At 56.5% G+C, this 17,732-nt stretch carries 15 protein-coding genes; 4 read left to right on the plus strand and 11 right to left on the minus strand.

Annotated features, from left to right (window positions below):
- Positions 1 to 5: 5 nt before the first annotated feature.
- Complete coding sequence (locus tag C0039_RS03495; protein ID WP_076000501.1) at positions 6 to 1,535, plus strand: sensor histidine kinase; 1,530 nt, start codon at positions 6 to 8, stop codon at positions 1,533 to 1,535.
- On the opposite strand, the gene C0039_RS03500 is transcribed toward C0039_RS03495, so the two are convergent.
- From C0039_RS03500 to C0039_RS03515, 4 genes are all read right to left on the minus strand, one after another.
- Positions 1,486 to 2,073 (minus strand): hypothetical protein, encoded by a 588-nt coding sequence (locus tag C0039_RS03500; protein ID WP_084179645.1) that lies wholly within the window; start codon positions 2,071 to 2,073, stop codon positions 1,486 to 1,488. The two genes, C0039_RS03495 and C0039_RS03500, sit on opposite strands and share 50 nt — an antisense overlap.
- A gap of 69 nt (positions 2,074 to 2,142) precedes the next feature.
- Positions 2,143 to 3,636 carry a lysine--tRNA ligase gene (gene lysS / locus C0039_RS03505; RefSeq protein ID WP_076000500.1) on the minus strand — a complete coding sequence of 498 codons (1,494 nt, stop codon included), beginning with the start codon at positions 3,634 to 3,636 and terminating at the stop codon, positions 2,143 to 2,145.
- Positions 3,637 to 3,651: 15 nt separating this feature from the next.
- A protein-coding gene (gene prfB, locus C0039_RS03510; RefSeq protein WP_101517256.1) for a peptide chain release factor 2 occupies positions 3,652 to 4,750 on the minus strand; the annotation gives its coding sequence in 2 pieces (ribosomal slippage) (positions 3,652 to 4,674 and positions 4,676 to 4,750; 1,098 coding nt in all).
- 88 nt (positions 4,751 to 4,838) lie between these two features.
- Entirely contained in the window at positions 4,839 to 5,627 is a 789-nt protein-coding gene (locus C0039_RS03515) for a sulfurtransferase (protein ID WP_101517257.1), read from the minus strand.
- 88 nt (positions 5,628 to 5,715) lie between these two features.
- Here C0039_RS03515 and C0039_RS03520 point away from each other — a divergent pair, with 88 nt between their 5' ends.
- Positions 5,716 to 6,234, plus strand: a complete 519-nt coding sequence (locus C0039_RS03520) for a DUF2244 domain-containing protein (RefSeq protein WP_232334743.1) — start codon at positions 5,716 to 5,718, stop codon at positions 6,232 to 6,234.
- 52 nt (positions 6,235 to 6,286) lie between these two features.
- On the opposite strand, the gene C0039_RS03525 is transcribed toward C0039_RS03520, so the two are convergent.
- From C0039_RS03525 to C0039_RS03540, 4 genes are all read right to left on the minus strand, one after another.
- Complete coding sequence (locus C0039_RS03525) at positions 6,287 to 6,739, minus strand: nuclear transport factor 2 family protein (RefSeq protein WP_101517258.1); 453 nt, start codon at positions 6,737 to 6,739, stop codon at positions 6,287 to 6,289.
- Between the two features lie 82 nt (positions 6,740 to 6,821).
- Positions 6,822 to 9,320: a TonB-dependent receptor gene (locus C0039_RS03530; RefSeq protein ID WP_243391554.1), complete on the minus strand. Its 2,499-nt coding sequence runs from the start codon at positions 9,318 to 9,320 to the stop codon at positions 6,822 to 6,824.
- Between the two features lie 144 nt (positions 9,321 to 9,464).
- Positions 9,465 to 10,565 (minus strand): FecR family protein, encoded by a 1,101-nt coding sequence (locus C0039_RS03535; RefSeq protein WP_101517260.1) that lies wholly within the window; start codon positions 10,563 to 10,565, stop codon positions 9,465 to 9,467.
- 2 nt (positions 10,566 to 10,567) lie between these two features.
- Positions 10,568 to 11,104 (minus strand): RNA polymerase sigma factor, encoded by a 537-nt coding sequence (locus tag C0039_RS03540; protein ID WP_165787031.1) that lies wholly within the window; start codon positions 11,102 to 11,104, stop codon positions 10,568 to 10,570.
- 475 nt (positions 11,105 to 11,579) lie between these two features.
- On the opposite strand from C0039_RS03540, the gene C0039_RS03545 reads away from it, so the two are divergent.
- A complete protein-coding gene (locus C0039_RS03545) occupies positions 11,580 to 12,887 on the plus strand; it encodes a spinster family MFS transporter (protein ID WP_101517262.1) in 1,308 nt (435 codons plus the stop codon).
- Positions 12,888 to 12,914: 27 nt separating this feature from the next.
- On the opposite strand, the gene C0039_RS03550 is transcribed toward C0039_RS03545, so the two are convergent.
- The gene (locus tag C0039_RS03550; protein ID WP_076000492.1) at positions 12,915 to 13,688 is read right to left on the minus strand and encodes a crotonase/enoyl-CoA hydratase family protein; all 774 of its coding nucleotides are present in this window, start codon (positions 13,686 to 13,688) and stop codon (positions 12,915 to 12,917) included.
- A 33-nt stretch (positions 13,689 to 13,721) separates the two neighbouring features.
- Positions 13,722 to 14,957, minus strand: coding sequence for a DUF445 domain-containing protein (locus C0039_RS03555; protein ID WP_076000491.1), 1,236 nt, complete (start codon positions 14,955 to 14,957; stop codon positions 13,722 to 13,724).
- A 154-nt stretch (positions 14,958 to 15,111) separates the two neighbouring features.
- Between C0039_RS03555 and C0039_RS03560 the strand changes: the two genes are divergently transcribed.
- The gene (locus tag C0039_RS03560) at positions 15,112 to 16,020 is read left to right on the plus strand and encodes a crotonase/enoyl-CoA hydratase family protein (RefSeq protein WP_101517263.1); all 909 of its coding nucleotides are present in this window, start codon (positions 15,112 to 15,114) and stop codon (positions 16,018 to 16,020) included.
- A gap of 409 nt (positions 16,021 to 16,429) precedes the next feature.
- Here the strand turns inward: C0039_RS03560 and C0039_RS03565 are convergent, their stop codons facing one another.
- A complete protein-coding gene (locus tag C0039_RS03565) occupies positions 16,430 to 17,542 on the minus strand; it encodes a Fic family protein (protein WP_232334742.1) in 1,113 nt (370 codons plus the stop codon).
- Between the last annotated feature and the right edge of the window lie 190 nt (positions 17,543 to 17,732).

Below are 17,732 nucleotides of genomic sequence, written 5' to 3' on the forward strand. Positions count from 1 at the left end.
AGCTTATGAGCCTGCGCCGTCGACTGACCCTGTCACTGATTACCATCCTGATCCTGTTTTCGATCAACGTGGGCACCCATTTCTGGGGCAGCTTTGCGCGAAACGAGAGTATGGAGGCCTACCGCAATTCTGTTACCGCCGCCCAGCTTTCCACACAGGTGGAACAGTTGCTCATTGACAAGCGCCAGACCATCCTGGTGCTTGACACCATCCGGGACAACACCGAGGAACCCCTGGAAGAGGGGGAACTCAGGCAGGCGCTGGAGCAGATAGAATCCATACGCCTGCGCATACGCGAACTCGGCAAGGTCAGCCACGATGTCACCCGCCTGCATTTTGACCGGTTGCAGGAAAGCAGCGATGGACTACTCGATCAGTGGAAGGCGTTTTACGAGGGCTACAATACACCAGAGTACCGCTCCGATGTGGATGACCCGGTACCTTACCTGAAGGCCAGTGAGCACCTGAAGGAGCTCGAACAACGCCAGGCCTTTATCGCCGTGCAGCGCGCCAATATCATCGATCGCACCATCGCCCTCACCGATCGCATTACGGTAATCGGTTTCATTGCATCTATTTTCCTGACGGCGACCCTGGGCTTCTTCCTCGTGCGCTATACCAACCGTTCACTGAAGCATCTCAAGCGTGGCACCGAGCGCATAGGCAGTGGCGACCTGAACTTTCGCATCGACAATATCGACGACACCGGTGAACTGGGAGACCTCGCCGACGCCTTCAATAAAATGTCGGAAAAGCTGCGTAACGCCATGTATGACGTTAGCAAAGCACGGGATTCTGCTGACGAGGCGAATGCGGCCAAGAGTATCTTCCTGGCCAACGTATCCCACGAGTTGCGCACACCGCTCAACGCCATCATCGGCTACTCCGAGATGCTGCATGACGAGTTGTCCGACCAGCTCGAGCTGGACCGTCCACAATTTCAGAAGGACCTGGAAAAAATCATCCGTTCCGGCCGGCAACTGCTCATGTTGATCAACGACATTCTCGACCTGTCCAAGATTGAAACCGGCAAAATGATGCTCAACTGCGAAACATTCCAGCCGGGTGAGCTGCTGGAGCAGGCCTGCGACGCGATTGGCCCACAGTTGCGCGAGCGCGACAACCAACTACACAAAACGGATTTTTCAGCACTGCCGACGATGTATAACGATGCCACCAAGTTTCGGCAGATTTTTACCAACCTGCTGAGCAATGCCTGCAAGTTCACCGAGCACGGACAAATCAGTGTATTGGCCCGAGAGCCGGCGGCACACCCGGGATGGGTCGAAATAGCGATAACGGACACCGGCATTGGCATGACCCCCGAGCAGCAGGAGCTGGTGTTCGAGGCTTTTGTGCAGGCCCAACCCTCCACCAGTGCCAACTACGGGGGTACCGGCTTGGGACTGGCGATTTGCCGTGATTACTGTGAGTTGATGGGCGGTAGCATCCGGGTAGACAGTGACCCGGGGGCCGGCTCAACGTTTACGGTGCTGATCCCGTCTGACCCAGAGTTAACTCTCGAAGCCGCTTGATTGCCTCTTCACGTTTCTCCAGGTCCTGTTGCAGGGCCTCGTTGGTTTCACGCAACTCTTTTACCCTGCGCGACATAATCAGGAAGCTCTCCAGCGAATGACGCAGCAGCAGGGTCTGTTCGTGCAGTTGCATGGATTGCCAGTCGATATCGTTGAGGTCACGGAAACGCTTGCGCGCCTCCTTAGGGTCAAAGATGGGACTGTCCGGCAGCGTCATCACAAAGGTGATCGCCACCTCCGCTTCCCAGTCAGCCTCAGCGGATGACTCCAGCCGGAGATAGCGCCGGAAATACTCCACGGCCTCATCGTACTCATTCACCGCGAGCAAGCCGTAGCCTCGCTCCAGGAAGGTATAGTCGCTAGAAGCCGACTGTTCTGGACACTTGCACTCCGGCTGTTGCGAGGGCAGGTTCAGTGTGATTTCAGGCGCCGCTTCAGGGGCGGGGGCCGGGGCCTGCTCGACAGGCGTCCGGGCACAAGCTTGCACCAGCACCAAAACAACGCCAAGGCCTAATCTCGACAGGGAACGGTGAAGCAAGCGACCTTCCTCAGAACAAACAAAACCAGAGTGTAGCCTAATAAACCACTACTGAGCACCCTCACCCGGCTATTCCGGACGCATGTGCGGAAACAACAGCACGTCGCGAATGGAAGGGGAGTCGGTGAGGAACATCACCAGGCGGTCTATACCAATACCTTCGCCCACGGTAGGCGGCAGGCCGTACTCCAGCGCGCGAATGTAGTCCGCGTCAAAATGCATGGCCTCATCGTCGCCGGCGTCCTTCTCGGCTACCTGGGCCAGGAAGCGCTCAGCCTGGTCCTCGGGGTCGTTAAGCTCGGAGAAACCATTGGCCAGCTCTCGCCCGCCGACGAAAAATTCAAAGCGGTCAGTAACGAACGGGTCGTCGTCATTGCGGCGCGAAAGAGGCGACACCTCGGTCGGGTAGCGGGTGATAAACGTGGGCTGGTCCAGCAAGTGCTCTACCGTCTTTTCGAATATTTCAATCTGCACCTTGCCCAATCCCCAGCTGTCCTTCAGCGCAATACCCAGGCCGCGCGCAATCTCACGGGCCCCGGCTTCATCAGCCAGTTGCTCGGCACGCATCCCGGCATTGTAATGCAGGATAGAATCGAATACTGAAAGCCTGGCAAACGGCCTGGAGAAGTCATAGCTGTTACCCTGGTAAGTCACAGTGGTGGTGCCCAGCACGTCCAGGGCCAGCTTGCGCAACATGTCCTCGGTGAGGTCCATTGCATCTTCAAAGGCCGCATAGGCCCAGTAATACTCGAGCATGGTGAACTCGGGGTTGTGCCGGGTGGAAAGGCCCTCGTTACGAAAGCTGCGATTGATCTCGAACACGCGTTCGAAACCGCCCACGGTGAGTCGCTTGAGATAGAGCTCGGGCGCAACGCGCAGGTACATATCCTGATCGAGGGCATTATGATGGGTTACAAAGGGACGCGCGGTGGCGCCGCCAGGTATCACCTGCATCATCGGGGTCTCCACCTCCATAAACCCCCTGTCCATCATATAATTGCGAATAAACGCGATGATCTTCGACCGGGTACGAAAGACCTTGCGGGACTGCTCATTAACAATGAGGTCCACATAGCGTTGCCGATAGCGCATTTCCTGATCGGCCAGGCCGTGATACTTGTCGGGCAGCGGACGCAGCGCCTTGGTTAACAGGCGCGCTTCTTCCATATTGATGTAGAGATCGCCCTTGCCTGACTTTTGAATGGACCCGCGGGCCCCGACGATGTCACCAAGGTCCCAGGACTTGATCCGGGCCAGAGTATCTGCGTCCAGTCCCTTGCGATCCACATAGAGCTGGATCTGGTCAGACCCATCCTGGATCAGCAAGAAAGCGCCACGGTTGCGGATAAGGCGTCCGGCAACAGCATAGTGCTTGTCAGCGCTCGCGAGCTCCTCCTTGGTTGATCCCCCGTACTCCTGCTGCAGGTGGCCCGCCTCGGCGGTACGACGGAAGTCATTGGGATAGGCGTTGCGCTGTTCGCGGATGGCGTCCAGCTTGGCGCGCCGCTCGGCGATCAGCTTGTTTTCGTCGTGAATCTCGGGGTCTGCCTGGTTATCACTCATAATCTCTGCTTCTCATTACAGCCCGCTCTTCAGCGAGGCCTCGATGAACTGGTCAATACTGCCGTCCAGCACAGCCTGGGTATTACTGGTTTCCACGCCTGTGCGCAGGTCCTTGACGCGCGAGTCGTCCAGTACATAGGAGCGGATCTGGCTGCCCCAACCGATGTCAGCTTTGCCATCTTCCATGGCCTGCTTCTCTTCGCTGCGCTTGAGCATTTCCATCTCATAGAGTTTGCCGCGCAGCAGCTTCATGGCATTGTCCCGGTTCTGGTGCTGCGATCGCTCGGTCTGGCACTGCACCACAATCCCCGAAGGGTTGTGGGTCAGGCGCACCGCCGAGTCAGTCTTGTTGACGTGCTGGCCACCCGCGCCGGAGGCGCGATAGGTATCCACCCGCAAATCCGCCGGGTTTATCTCGATTTCAATGTTGTCGTCGATCTCGGGCGACACGAACACGGAGGAAAATGAAGTGTGACGGCGATTACCCGAATCGAAAGGCGACTTGCGCACCAGCCTGTGCACCCCGGTTTCGGTGCGCAGCCAGCCGAAGGCGTACTCCCCCTCGAATTTAATGGTGGCGCTCTTGATCCCGGCCACGTCGCCACCGGATACCTCAATCAATTCGGTTTTGAAGCCTTTGGCTTCACCCCAGCGCAGGTACATGCGCAGCATCATTTCCGCCCAGTCCTGGGCCTCGGTACCGCCGGACCCGGACTGGATATCAAGGAAGGCGTTATTGGCGTCCATTTCACCACTGAACATGCGGCGAAACTCCAGCTTCTCCAGCTGCCTTTCCAGGCCGCCAATTTCAGCCTCGACCTCGGCGGCGGTGTCCTCATCGTCTTCCGCTGCGGCCATTTCCAACAAGTCCCCGGCATCGGCTGTGCCGGAGTCAAGACTCTCGATAGTATGCACAATCGCCTCCAGCGAGGCGCGCTCACGACCCAGTTCCTGGGCGCGTGCGGGGTCTTCCCATACGCTGGGCTCAGAGAGTTCCAGTTCTACTTCTGACAGGCGATCCTTGCGATTAGCGAAGTCAAAGATACCCCCTGAGCACGTCTGTTCGCGCCTCGATATCCTTGAGTTTCTGCAGCAGGGGGTTGATCTCCAGCATGGTCTGGCCCGGTTAGGTCAAAAATGGCCGCGCATTTTAACGTAGGCTGGGCCGTGGGCCTAGCCCGAATATCCACATCTGCAGTTTCCTACAGATAACTGCACCAATCACTCCAACTGCCAGCGTAGAGGATGTCGTTCTCCCTGCCCATCAGGGACAACGAAAAAAGGTTTACGCAGGCGGTCACGCCGGAGCCACAGTACACCACCATTTGCGCACTGTTGAGGCTGTCACCCCAGTGCTCGCGTTGAGCGGCGGGCCCGCTATAGCGGCCGGCCTCATCAGTCACGCCTTGCCATGGATGGTTAACCGCACCGGGAATATGCCCGGCGACCGGATCAATCGGTTCATCCACGCCCTGATAGCGCGGCGTCTCGCGAGAGTCCACCAACAGTGCGCCGCTGGCTTGCAGTTCGGTGAGGTCACCAATATCGCAGTAGCCGCTGAACTTGCGCGGCGGGTAGGCACTGTCACGCAGCGCAGGGGTGCGCGTTTCTGTGACGCCATCGCAGGCCAGCCAGGCAGCGTAGCCGCCATTCAGTAATCGCGGCGGGCGGTAACCCAGGCTGCGCATCAGCCACCAGAGGCGCGAGGCAAAGGCAAAGCGGGAGGCGTCGTAGGCGATGACTTCGGTATCCGGGCCTATGCCGCACTGGGCGAGACGCGCCTGCAAGGCCCCGGATTCGGGTAAGGGATGCCTTCCCCCGTGCTTCTGCACGGGGGATGACAGTTCCAGGTTCAGGTCCAGGTAAAAGGCCCCGGGGATATGTCCTGCTGCATAAAGGCGACGTCCCTCGTCTGCATCTGCCAGGGAAAACCGGCAGTCGACGATCACGGCATCCTGCGCCGCGTCCAAGGCCTCGGCTTCAATCAGCATTTCCTTGCGCGCACTCGCTCCAGAGCAACTCTTCAGAAGAGATACGATAGTAGGCTACCCGCGTATTTTTCACTAGACTAGGTTCAACGTGGAGAATCAAGCAGTGGTCACCAGCACCCGGTCCAGTAACCAGTTGATGATTGTCGCCAGGCCAAACCGGTCGGCCAGCTGGCGCAGCAACCTTTACGTCCTGATAGGTCTGGCGGTTCCATCCCTGGGAGCGGCCATCGGTTTTACCCTGCTGGGGGCCTGGCCTATTCTGCCTTTTGCCGGGCTGGAGATGTTGGCGCTGGGCGCTGCCCTCTACTACGTCAACTGGAAACTGCAGTACCGCCAGGTGATCACCGTGAGCGACGACAGTATCCGTATCGACAAGGGGCACTATCGTCCCCGCCAGAGTTATCAATTTGCTCGCCAGCGCACCGGACTCACTGTGGTCCCCGAGAAACACCCCTGGGATGGTCCGGAGCTGGCGGTACATGATCGCCAGCAAAGCGTCTGCGTGGGCGAGTTTCTCAATCGGGAAGATGCCCTCGCCCTGCTCGCCCTGCTGCGCAAGGAGATCAAGGTGGATAGCTACAGCACCAGGGAGGGGCGAAAGTTCTAGGCAGCGATCGCGGGCTACGGCAGCAGACCGAGGCCTCTACTACTCGCCGGCATCACAGCCAGCCGTCCACGGGTTTGGCGAGATAACACATGTTGAGCTTCCGGGACCTGAACTTCCACACGCCCTGTTCGCGGACATAGACATCCTGATAGTAGCCTGACCCCATCAGGCTCTGCCCATCGCGAACGCAGCGCAAATCCAGGTAGCAGGTCCCCGCCGCCTCCACGACATCACCGCAATCATCAGGACCATAGTCGATAACGTGATTGTGGACAAAGGGGTGCAGCAACAAGTCACCACCGACCTTTTCTGCGTAGATGGCGCGTAAATTCTGCCGCCCCTTGATAACGCCGTCCGGTCCCATATCCATCAGCCCGTCGACGGCAAACAAATCGACAGCATTCAGAGCCTGACCCTGCCAGACGTAATGGGCGTAGCGACGCACCAGGTCACGTATTGCCTCCAGGTCGGTCAGGCGCCGAATCAGGGTGGGCAAATCATCCATCACCAACCCTCAACCACCTGCCGGCAATAAGTAATTCCTGTGGAAAGGCGGAACAGAAACCGGCATTCACCCCTTATACCACTCAGAACTCATAAGTCAGGTCGATGCCCGTCGACCGCGGGGGACCGTACTGCGCACTGAGCTCACCAAGGTTGGTCGTTGACAACCGGTACTCCTCGTCGCCCAGATTCTTACCCCAGGCCGCAACTCGCAGATCACCCACTATCCCCAGGGGAATCTGCGCGAGTTCCAGGCGCGCGTTCCATATCTCGTAGCCAGACGTCAGTGTCGTCTTCTTTGGATTGGAGTAGAACTCGTCTTGAGAGCGATAATCAATACTCACGGTCACATCGCCAAATCCAGTTGATGGAAACTCATAGGTTAGCCCTGCACCAACCTGCCAGTTCGGAGAGTTTGGTACCACCCGACTCGACTCCAGCTCCACTCCCCCATCAATATAGGAATCATACTCGGCATTCAGATAGGCGTAGTAGAAATTTGCGCTAAGACCAGCGACAAGCACAGCCGACCCCTCAATTTCCATTCCCGACATGGTTGCGGCACCCGCGTTCAGCGTATCGACAAAGACGGGAGGAGAACGCACCTGGTCCACCTGCAGGTTCTCATACTCGTTGTAAAAAACTGCAAGGTTTACCAGGGCACGGTCCTGGAAAAATTTGGACTTCAGGCCCACCTCGTAGGAATCAACATCCTCCTTATCAAAGCCCGCACTAAATAATTCAGGAGTACTCTGTGTGTTGAACCCACCCGCACGGTAGCCCGTGGAATACTTGGCATAACCATTGATATTGTCACTGAATGTGTAGGCCAGCGTGACCATAGGGTCGGTAGAATCAAAGTCTGTATCTCCGTCGAGCACCAGTCCGGTAATATCGGGAGTGAAGCCTGGATTCCTGTAGGTCTTTCTCGCATCACGCGTGTCGGATGTGTAACGCAGACCCAGCGTCAACGCCAGTTTTTCGTCAAAACCACTGGGAGTCCAGGTGACTTGCCCGAAGGCTGCAGCGGAAGTCGCCTCCGCCTCTACCATCCAGTCATCAACCAGCGCACCACCGGCAAAGCTGGATATTGCTGTTTCGTCTGCCTCTTCCTCAATATAAAAGACTCCCGCCACGTAGCTTAGCCGCCCATCCATCGCATCGCCCAGGAACTGCAATTCCTGCGAAAACTGGTTTTGATCCATCGTCCGGCTTTGGGTGAACGAGTCGATGAAGTTCATGTGGGTATTGCTATCAAGATCCCGGTAGGCCGTTATCGACTTCAGGGTGATGTCGCCAAGCATCCAGGTTAGCGTCAGGTTGTGTCCTGAGATATCTGCGTCACTTGGATACAGACCCTGTGTCGGCGAGGCTTTCTCCTGCCGACCCGAGACTGCATTGGGGCCATCAATAACCTGATAGAAAAGATTGCCATAGGTCATATTGGAAAAGTCATAACCGTAATCCACGGTAATCTCATCCGTCGCTTCATAGCGGACGGCAAGCTTCATAGCCTCTTTCTCATCCTCATTGAAGTTAATCTGATTTGGCAACGTGGAATTGTTGTTGTCGACCCAGCCATCGTTCTCGGTGTACATGTAGCCGGCCCGCACAAAGAGCTTGTCATTGAGCGGTGCATTGATGGAGGCGCGTACGCCACGCTCCTCCCAGCTACCTGCCGTCAGTTGCACCAGACCCGAAAGCTCATCGTCGGGCTTTTGGGTAATAAAATTAATCGCGCCAGCGGTCGTATTACGCCCCCACAGTGTTCCCTGTGGTCCTCGCAGCACCTCTATACGTTCAAGGTCGGCGAAGTCCGTCGCCAGCCCGATACCACGGCCTACCGGGACCCCATCAATATAAATGCCGGTTGCCATATCGTTGGTGGACTGTGTGTTGAGATTGCCCATACCGCGAATGAACAGGTTGGGGGCCACACGTGTGCCGGCGAATGGAACAAGGTTAAGCGCCGGTACTTTGTTCGCCAGGTCCATGACGTTGGAAATACGCTGATTCTCCAGCTCACGGGCACTAAAAGCGGTGATAGAGATGGGCGTCTCCTGCAGGGATTCTTCCCTTTTTTGCGCGGTGACCACCACCTCTTCCAGTATTACTGCACGCTGCTGCACTGGCGCTTCTTCAGCATTCGCCACCAGAGTCGTGAACCCCGCCAGTAGTGCAGTGAAAACACCTTTGTTACTGCATTTATTTGATCGCATGAACCATATCCCCTCGTTGGTATCAGTCGCTGTCAGCACCAGGTTGCCAGCTGCACTGGCATTGATTTCCAGACAGGTACCCGCTACGAGTGTCTCTATACCCCCAGCGATGCTGTACCGACCTGACAATCCCTTTAGCTGCATATCCTTGACGAGGTCAAACGGATAGAGGATCTGGATATCTGCCTGCTGTGCAAACAGATTCAGCGCCTTGTAAGCCGTGGAAGGCGGGATTTCAAAGTGTATTTTCCCGTCATCACTCCAGGCCAGGGTTGTACTCAGCAGGGAACCAAGCAGGGCTGTCATCATCAACCAGAGCGTCCACCTGCTACGCTCTGAAGTGTGTATGGCCAGCCCGGCCATTGATTTCACGTACTGATCCCCACTTGCCCTATTCGGACCCGTCATTAATACAGACCGATGAGACATGAAAATCCACTACTGTTGGCGAAATTAAATTCTTGCCAAAATATGGCCATCGAAAAGAACAACTCAAACTAACTGCCGCTAAGGCGCGACACTGGTATCCAGGGCGGAAAGTTGTATCAGCCCATCGTTGACGCTTGTGACCGATACCCCGAACCCATCTTGCAGAACACTCAAAAACTCATCGAGTTTCCCAATATCGAAGTACCCGCCAATACGCAGGTCGGCAATCCTCGGGTCCACAATCGTAATATCGGTGAGGGTATAACGCGATACCTCGCGAACCACCTCTTCCAGTGTTTCTCCGGTAAACAGCCATTTACCTTCACGCCAGGCCAGACGCCGCTCGAGGTGCTCTGGCGACAGCTGGCTAACGTTCTGCAGGGTGTCGGCGTAATCTGCACTGCCACCGACACCGAGCGTGACCGATTTCCGGCCGGTTTCAACCTCGACTAACGGGCTTGCTGAGGGTGACGGAGGCATTGCCACTGCGCCAACTTCAACCGCTACCGTGCCTTCCTGCACCATTACCTCGGTGACACCCTGCTTGACCCACACACTGAAAGCGGTGCCCAGGGCACGCACCTTTCCGCGCCCTGCGTGGACCACAAACGGCACATGCGCATTCTTTGCCACTGTAAAGAAGGCCTCCCCACGTGTCAGGTAAAGTGTACGTTCTCGCTTGCTATAACTCACCCGCACCTCACTATCAGTATTGAGGGCCATGGTGGAACCGTCCGCGAGCACAGCCTCCGACTGTTCGCCAATACCGGTGCGGTAAACCAGCTCCTGCGGTGAGCTGTGAGTTGCAACAGTGTGCGGCGCGGCAACTTCTTCCCGGGGGAAAAGCAGTAGGTAAACTGTAAGTACCACCGCGAGACTGGCAAGACCCGCCACGGCGCCCGGATAGAGCATCCATCGCCAGGCCGGGCGCTGGGGCGGCGGAGCCGCTGCGGGGAAAAGTTCGGCAAGCACGCTCAAGCAATCCATGGCGTCCCAGAGCTGGGCCATGTCGACCACCGCCTGGGCATGGCGGGAATCAGCGGCCAGCCAGCCTCGCAGTTCAGACTCCAGCTGCGGAGACAGCGCCGCACCATCGAGACCGTCAAGGCGAACCAGCCAGGCAGCTGCTTCACGCCTGACTTGCGCAGAACTACTCGGAAAGCGAATAATATTTCTCATAATCACCGCCACCGCGAAGAACTGGCGTTGTCCGCATCATCAGGACCCTGGGCCTGAGGACCATCCATAGAAGCTGCACATCGCATCAACGCTTTGGCCAGGTGTTTTTCAACAGTACTGACACTGATACCGAGCCTTTGGGCAACCTCTTTCTGTGACAAGCCGTAAACCTTGCGCAAAATCAACACCTCACGGCACCGTTCGGGCAAATCCAGCGTTGCATGGCAAAACAGCTCGAAACGTTGCTCATGCCCAACCTGATGCTCCAGTGACATCCCATCTTCTATGACACCGGGATCGGCCAAATCCTCTATATAAACAGACAGCTGATGTGATTTGCTGGCCAGCATATTCAGCGACAGGTTGCGTGCAGTGCGATAAAGATAGGCCTGCGGATGCTCTATCTTGCCCTTGGAGCCCGCCTCCAGCACTTTAAGAAAGGCCTCCTGGGTTAAATCCTCAGCGTCCTCTCGCGTCTTGCAAAACCGGGAAACAAAACGCTGCAAACGCGCATGTAATGTATTCGTCTCTCCCGTCACGCCAAGCTTTCCTCGCTCACCATCTATTCAGCACATTCACACCTCAGGCAAAACTCAAGCCGAGCTGACCACTTACGGCACGCCGCGGCGATACATGCTTCCATCCGTGCATGCAGAAACACACGCTAATCGAAGAGCTGACGGCACACCGTAGCGCTGCGGTTTTCTTTCGTGACGATACACCCAATACCGCCTTGGCAACAACAATCGAAACGCAATCTGCCGGCCCTGGTTTACTTAGCACACAATCTTCGCCCGCAAGTCACAGGTCAGGCGGGTTATTCTTGAATCTGCTACATACGCGGTATATAACTTCTTTTCCAATGAGTCGCGTCTTCAGCCCGGTTATGTCGAAGCGACCTCAACGTTCAGCTATTGCGGCACTTGCTGCCACTGCACAGCGAACGGCCAACAATCCGATGGCCCGGTTCTAGTACTCTATGGCGCCCTTATACACAACCCAGGAACAACAACCATGACCGGACCCGACGAATCGCCCGGGGAGCAGGTGCAGAGTGAAGAGCCCAGTCTCTACTCCTATTACGTACTGGTATTACTCTCCATAGTCTATGTGTTCAACTTTATCGACCGGCAGATTATGGCGGTGTTGATAGACCCCATAAAGGCTGAGTTTGGCGTCTCGGACACCGCTATGGGCTTCCTTTCCGGTTTTGCCTTCGTCTTCTTCTACACGCTGGTGGGGATTCCCATTGCGCGCTGGGCAGACCGCGGTTCCCGCCGATTCATTATTTCCCTGGCAATCGCTATCTGGAGCCTGATGACCGCTGCTTCGGGTATGGCCAGAAACTTCGGGCAACTGGCGGCGATCCGCGTGCTGGTGGGGGTGGGTGAAGCGGGTGCGACACCGCCATCCCACTCACTCTTATCGGACTATTTCCCGCTGAACAAGCGCGCCACGGCGCTGGCTATTTATTCCTGGGGCGTATACATAGGCGCCGCGCTGGCCTTCCCCATAGGCGGCTATCTGGTAACGCACTATGACTGGCGAACCGCGTTTTATGCGGTTGGCCTACCCGGCGTAGCGCTGTCTTTACTGGTGTGGTTTACAGTGAAAGAAGTGCCGCGCGGCAGCACTGAAGCCAGCTCAGCGAACGTCGAAAATGCATCCCTGGGGGAAGTCATGCGGTTTTTGCTCTCCCGGCGCTCATTCGTTCTGATCGTGCTGGGGTCGTCACTGCAATCTCTTTCCGGATTCGGCGTCATCACCTGGGGTGCGCCCTTCCTCAGCAGAGTGCATGACATGGGCTGGACCGAAATCGGCGTTACCATGGGTTGGATTATCGGTGTTGCCGGCTGCGCGGGCGTGTTCCTTGGCGGCCGTCTCGCTGACAGATTAGGCCGCCGGGATACATCGTGGTACATGCGCCTGCCTGCACTGGAGTCCTTGCTCTGCATACCGTTCGTGACTGGTTTTGCGTTACTCACTGACACCCGACTCGCCATACTGAGTTTCATACCTTTCTACTTCCTGGGCGCCGCCTATGTGGGCCCCATGCATGCCATGGTGCAGAGCCTGGTGCGGGTTCGCATGCGCGCCACAGCATCGGCCATTCTGCTGTTCGTGGTAAATATGATCGGTGCCGGGCTGGGCCCCCTGGCCATTGGCCTGCTGAATGATTACGTGTTCGGCCCGACCTATGGTGATGGTGCAATTCGGTATTCGATATTGGTAATAGGTCTGGTCGGGGGCCTGGGCAGTATACTTTTCTGGCAAGCATCGAAAACGCTTAGCGCCGATTTAGCCAGTCGCGATATCGACTGAACGATCCGGTGCCAAACGCGATCTATACTAGATATCGTCAAACTTGCCGTGGCGCCCTTTTCCTGCCGCGAACCGCGTTGCACCGCTCACCGTTTCCAGGGACTCAACCACCTGCATACCGCGGCGAAACTCATTTTTCATGGCATCATCCAGAGGGAGGCCCCACTGTTCATAAGCGCTCATGCGGTCTGAACGAAGGCAGTTCTGCGGATAGGCAACCAATTGTTGCGCCAGCTCCAGCGCCGCATCCAGCGCTCGGCCATCGTCCACCAGTCGGTTGGCCAGACCCATCGCCAGCGCCTCATCTGCCGCCACCGGCCTGCCGGTAAGAATAAGGTCCATAGCCCGACTGTGACCAATGAGGCGCGGCAGCCTCACCGTCCCGCCATCGATCAGCGGTACGCCCCAGCGGCGACAGAACACCCCCAGCACAGCGCTTTTTTCCACCACGCGCAGGTCACACCAGAGAGCCAGCTCAAGGCCGCCGGCAACAGCATGACCGGATATTGCCGCGATAACCGGCTTACCCAGTACCATGCGCGATGGCCCCATAGGCCCATCACCGACTTCACTGAGTGCATTGGAGCCGGCCTGCGCGGCTACCGCCTTGAGGTCGGCCCCCGCGCAGAAAGTACCATGTGCGCCATGAAACACAGCCACATCACTGCCTTCATCCGCGTCGAAGGACCTGAAAGCCGAGGCGAGCTCCTCCGCTGTGACGCCGTCCACGGCATTGCGCACATCTGGTCTGTCCAGAGTAACGATGGTGATACGCCCCTGCGTCGAACTGCTAACTGCCATGAGTTCTTCCTTTGCCGGGCCAGCCCGTGCATTTCAGGTCAATAGTGCCCACTGCCACCAACCGGCACACAGGCCCAGTAATCCGCCTACCAGCACCAGCTTCCACTCATCTTCGGCTATCACCGGATGCAACAGCTCGAAGAACTCCTCGGGCGGCAGGCCGCCCACCCGTTCGGCTACCGTATCTTCAATATCGAAGGCCTCATCGAGATACTTGAATGAGCGTTTATCCGGCTGCTGGAATTCCTGCAGCGCCCGCGCACTGATGATCTTGCCGATCTTGGCATATTCGGCGCGCCCCAATGACAGTACGGTGAGCGGCTTGAACACACCCTGTGTATCCTCCAGGGCGCGATTGACCTCCCGCTGTATCACATCGTGAATGCGATCCAGAGCCCGCTCTGTTTTCAGCATTTCGCCCATTACCACCTCTGCCGTGATCAGGTCCTGGGCAAAGACCTTGCCGAAGTATCTGGACACTTCCTTTTGCCGCTTGATAAACAGGCCCTGCACCGTGAACGGACCGACCTTCACCGGGTTTAACGGCTTCTGTATCAAGTAGATGGCCAGGGCGTTGGTGACATAACCAACCAGAAGCCCGAACAGCGGCAGCAGCCACCAGACGGGAAAGAAATACCAGGCAAACATGACCGGAATACCCAGGGGGAAACCAAAATACAGACCACTACGCTCTATGAACTTGAATTCCCTGGCCGCAGAGATCCGAAATATATCGATCAGCATGCGTTTGTTGTTGCCCAGTTTGTCGACAATCACCTCATTGAGGTCAATCATGTCATCGAGCTGGCCACGAAGATCTTCCACTGTCCGGTGCAGGACATCCGGCAAGCTCTTTTTAACCTCGCTATAGACCCGGGCCTTGAATGCACCGGGTGCAGCGCTCCACAAAAAGTCCGTTACCGGAATTCCATGATGCGAGGTCTCAGACATCACTTCATCGACGATATCCTCGACAAAAGGCTCGACGCGGCTCTGCAGGGCGTCAATCAGTTTATCCGTCTCGATGCGGTTGATCAGTTCCTGCTGGGTCAACACCCGCTTGACGCTGTGTTCAACCACCAACCGCGCCATCTTCTGTGAGTTGGCCGGGATCACACCCTGCCAGCCCAACGGGCCCACACCAGTGAACTCCACCGGGTACATCATCATTTTGACGGCCAGCCAATTGGTGCCAAACCCAACCACTCCACTGACCAGCGGAATAGTCAGGTAGGCCCAGTACTCGCCAACAAATGCGGCTATATCCAATATTCTGCTCCCGGCATCGGCACATTCTCCATGTTAGTACATCTGCACCCTCAAATGCGCGCTGGTTATTTCCTGTCCAGCATCAACTGGATAATGGCAGCGCATCAGGTATCATCGCCCGCCAGCACCACTTCTACCTGCCGGGGTCACCGAAATGCCTGCTTTTGCCACACTCTCTATTGAGCCAGACCCCGATTGCCCCCGTGTCGCGCGCCTTCTGCTCAACCGCCCGGAACGGCTCAATGCGATAACGGATCAGACCCCGCGCGACATCCGTGCAGCTGTGGAGTGGGCAGAAGGGAACGATGACATTCACGTGATCGTTGTCGAAGGCGCCGGAAAGGGGTTTTGCGGAGGTTACGATCTTGCCGACAGCGCGGAGCAAATGCTTGATCATCCCTGTCAGCAGGAAAGCGACCCCTGGGACCCCATGCTCGACTACGCCTTCATGAAGCGCAACACTGAAGACTTCATGAGCCTTTGGCGCTGCAGCAAGCCAACTATCGCCAAGGTGCACGGTTATGCCGCGGCGGGCGGCAGCGACATAGCACTCTGCTGCGATCTGCTGGTCATGGCGGAAGACGCTAAAATCGGCTACATGCCTACCCGGGTCTGGGGCTGCCCGACGACAGCAATGTGGACTTTCCGCATAGGCTTCGCCAGAGCCAAACAGCTTATGTTCACCGGTGACCCTATCGATGGCGTGACTGCTGCCGAGTGGGGGCTCGCCAATGAGGTTGTGCCCCGGGAAAAACTGGACGCCGCGACGATGAGGCTTGCCGATCGAATTGCGGGTGTGCCCAAGTCCCACCTCGCGATGCATAAAATGGTGGTCAACCAGGTCATGCTGACACAGGGGTTGGAGCAAACCCAGATGATGGCGACCGTGTTCGATGGCATTACCCGCCACAACCCGGAGGGTGTCTGGTTCCGGCGCTACGCCCAGGCGGAAGGATTCAAAGCTGCGGTCAACTGGCGTGACAGTGGCCGCCCGATTCCGGAGGGTGACGAGGCCCGCGAGATGATCAAGGAGTTGGAAGCGCGCCTGAAAAAAAACGTGTGAAGAGACCTCTTCAGATATCATCGCCGCCACTGAGAACTATCCGCTGCATGTGACAGATCACGCTCCCCGTTTATCCGGTAGCGATCGACAGCTGATCAGCACAAGTGAGCATGGAATGACCAAACCAGACAGCAAACGTGTGGCTGTGTGGCTTGGGGTGGCCCAGGTTGTCAAGGCCAAACCATTGTCTCTCACCAAAACCCAGCACGAAAGAAATATAGGGTTGTTCACCCTACGGCCATTCGGCCTGGCATGAAGTAACACGATCATTCTGATTCGTAAGGTGTAAGGCGTACGATCTACCTTACATTTTCACGCCTGCTGCTCTCATAATTCATGATTAACCCTATACTCGTGAATTTCCCCAGCCAATTTTAGTCATGGGGTTTCGCTTGCCAGCTTTACACGCCTATCGTTCTACAAGTTGCGCAAGAAATCGGCTGAAGGGTTGGATGTCCTGATCGACACTGGCAGACTCCAGCGAGGCCATATACTCACTCCTCTTTTCAATGGGAATGATGGTCCAGGGATAACCGCCGGCCGCCATCATGGTATTCATCAGGAATCTACCAATCCTGCCGTTGCCATCCATATAAGGGTGGATATACACGAAGATAAAGTGTCCGAGTACCACGCGCACAGCTGATTCAGTTTCCTCCTCAAGCAGATCAAAAAAGGCGGGCATAAGATCACGGACGGCTTCTCGGTTTGGCGGTGCGTGCATCGAACGCCTGATATAGACAGGACCATTTCTATAGCCAGCGAGATCTGCGGGTTGAAGAATGCCAGCGGTTACACTCGGCGCCCACAGCTCTCGATACCAGATTGAATGATCCTGTCGTATAGTCGCGCCGGGATTTGCCCCTTCCAGAATCCTCTCAATACTCTGTTTTACAGCCTGAAAAGCCTGCCAGTAGCCTCTCGCGGCCATGGCATCGCGGTGTTCCTGGTCACCCTCATCGCTGTCCGGGTTCCAGGCTCCCGCTTTGACACGCTCGATGAGTTCTGTGTTTACACGATAGCCTTCAATAGATAGTGAGTGATAAGCATCCGAAGTATAGAGGTCATCAACTTGTTTGAGGTAAGCAGTTTTGTCTTCTGGCAGACCGGGTGAAGGAGGGAAGTCTTTGAGGACCTGCTCGCGCATTTCCGTCCAGAGAATTCGAAGGCGACTGACATAGGGGGAGCTTTCTCGCCCAGAGAATACTATTGGACTCGTGGCTTCGAATGGATCAGTTTCCCGGATGGTGTATCCAGCTGCTTCCATCGAGCCGCTAATATTATCTGCGATATCGTTCCGACCTATATTGCGAAAAGCACCCGCCAGTCGTCCGGCGATGGTGCTATGCCCTCCCTCCAGTAGACGAGTAAGGAGATCGGATGCATCGCTTACCAATGAGAGAGCCGTACGGATGTCAGTAGGGTGTTGTCTGTAAGTACTCGGAGTGCAGGCAATCAATGCCGCTGGTAACGAGAACAGACGCATTCCCTCCCTGATCACCGTATCTTCTTCATCAGGCAATTCGGCCCGTATATCGAGAAGAGAAGTGTTATGCGGCAACCTGGTGACATTGTTCCGGGGCCTTTTGGCGCGGACCAGGAGCTGTCTGGGGACGGTCCAATTTCCAGCATGGAGCGCAACGGACTGCTCGGGAGATAAGCACCAGTCCTGACCAAACCGAATGCTAAGGTACGAGGCTGAGAATGCCCAG

The organism is Pseudohalioglobus lutimaris, assembly GCF_002866825.1.
GTDB classification, from domain to species: domain Bacteria; phylum Pseudomonadota; class Gammaproteobacteria; order Pseudomonadales; family Halieaceae; genus Halioglobus; species Halioglobus lutimaris.

Bases quoted from the DNA above. Each gene is read 5' to 3' on its own strand.
- C0039_RS03495 (WP_076000501.1), top strand. From the start codon at position 6: ATGAGCCTGCGCCGTCGACTGACCCTGTCACTGATTACCATCCTGATC.
- lysS (WP_076000500.1), bottom strand. From the start codon at position 3,636: ATGAGTGATAACCAGGCAGACCCCGAGATTCACGACGAAAACAAGCTG.
- C0039_RS03515 (WP_101517257.1), bottom strand. From the start codon at position 5,627: ATGCTGATTGAAGCCGAGGCCTTGGACGCGGCGCAGGATGCCGTGATC.
- C0039_RS03525 (WP_101517258.1), bottom strand. From the start codon at position 6,739: ATGGATGATTTGCCCACCCTGATTCGGCGCCTGACCGACCTGGAGGCA.
- C0039_RS03530 (WP_243391554.1), bottom strand. From the start codon at position 9,320: ATGGCCGGGCTGGCCATACACACTTCAGAGCGTAGCAGGTGGACGCTC.
- C0039_RS03535 (WP_101517260.1), bottom strand. From the start codon at position 10,565: ATGAGAAATATTATTCGCTTTCCGAGTAGTTCTGCGCAAGTCAGGCGT.
- C0039_RS03545 (WP_101517262.1), top strand. From the start codon at position 11,580: ATGACCGGACCCGACGAATCGCCCGGGGAGCAGGTGCAGAGTGAAGAG.
- C0039_RS03550 (WP_076000492.1), bottom strand. From the start codon at position 13,688: ATGGCAGTTAGCAGTTCGACGCAGGGGCGTATCACCATCGTTACTCTG.
- C0039_RS03560 (WP_101517263.1), top strand. From the start codon at position 15,112: ATGCCTGCTTTTGCCACACTCTCTATTGAGCCAGACCCCGATTGCCCC.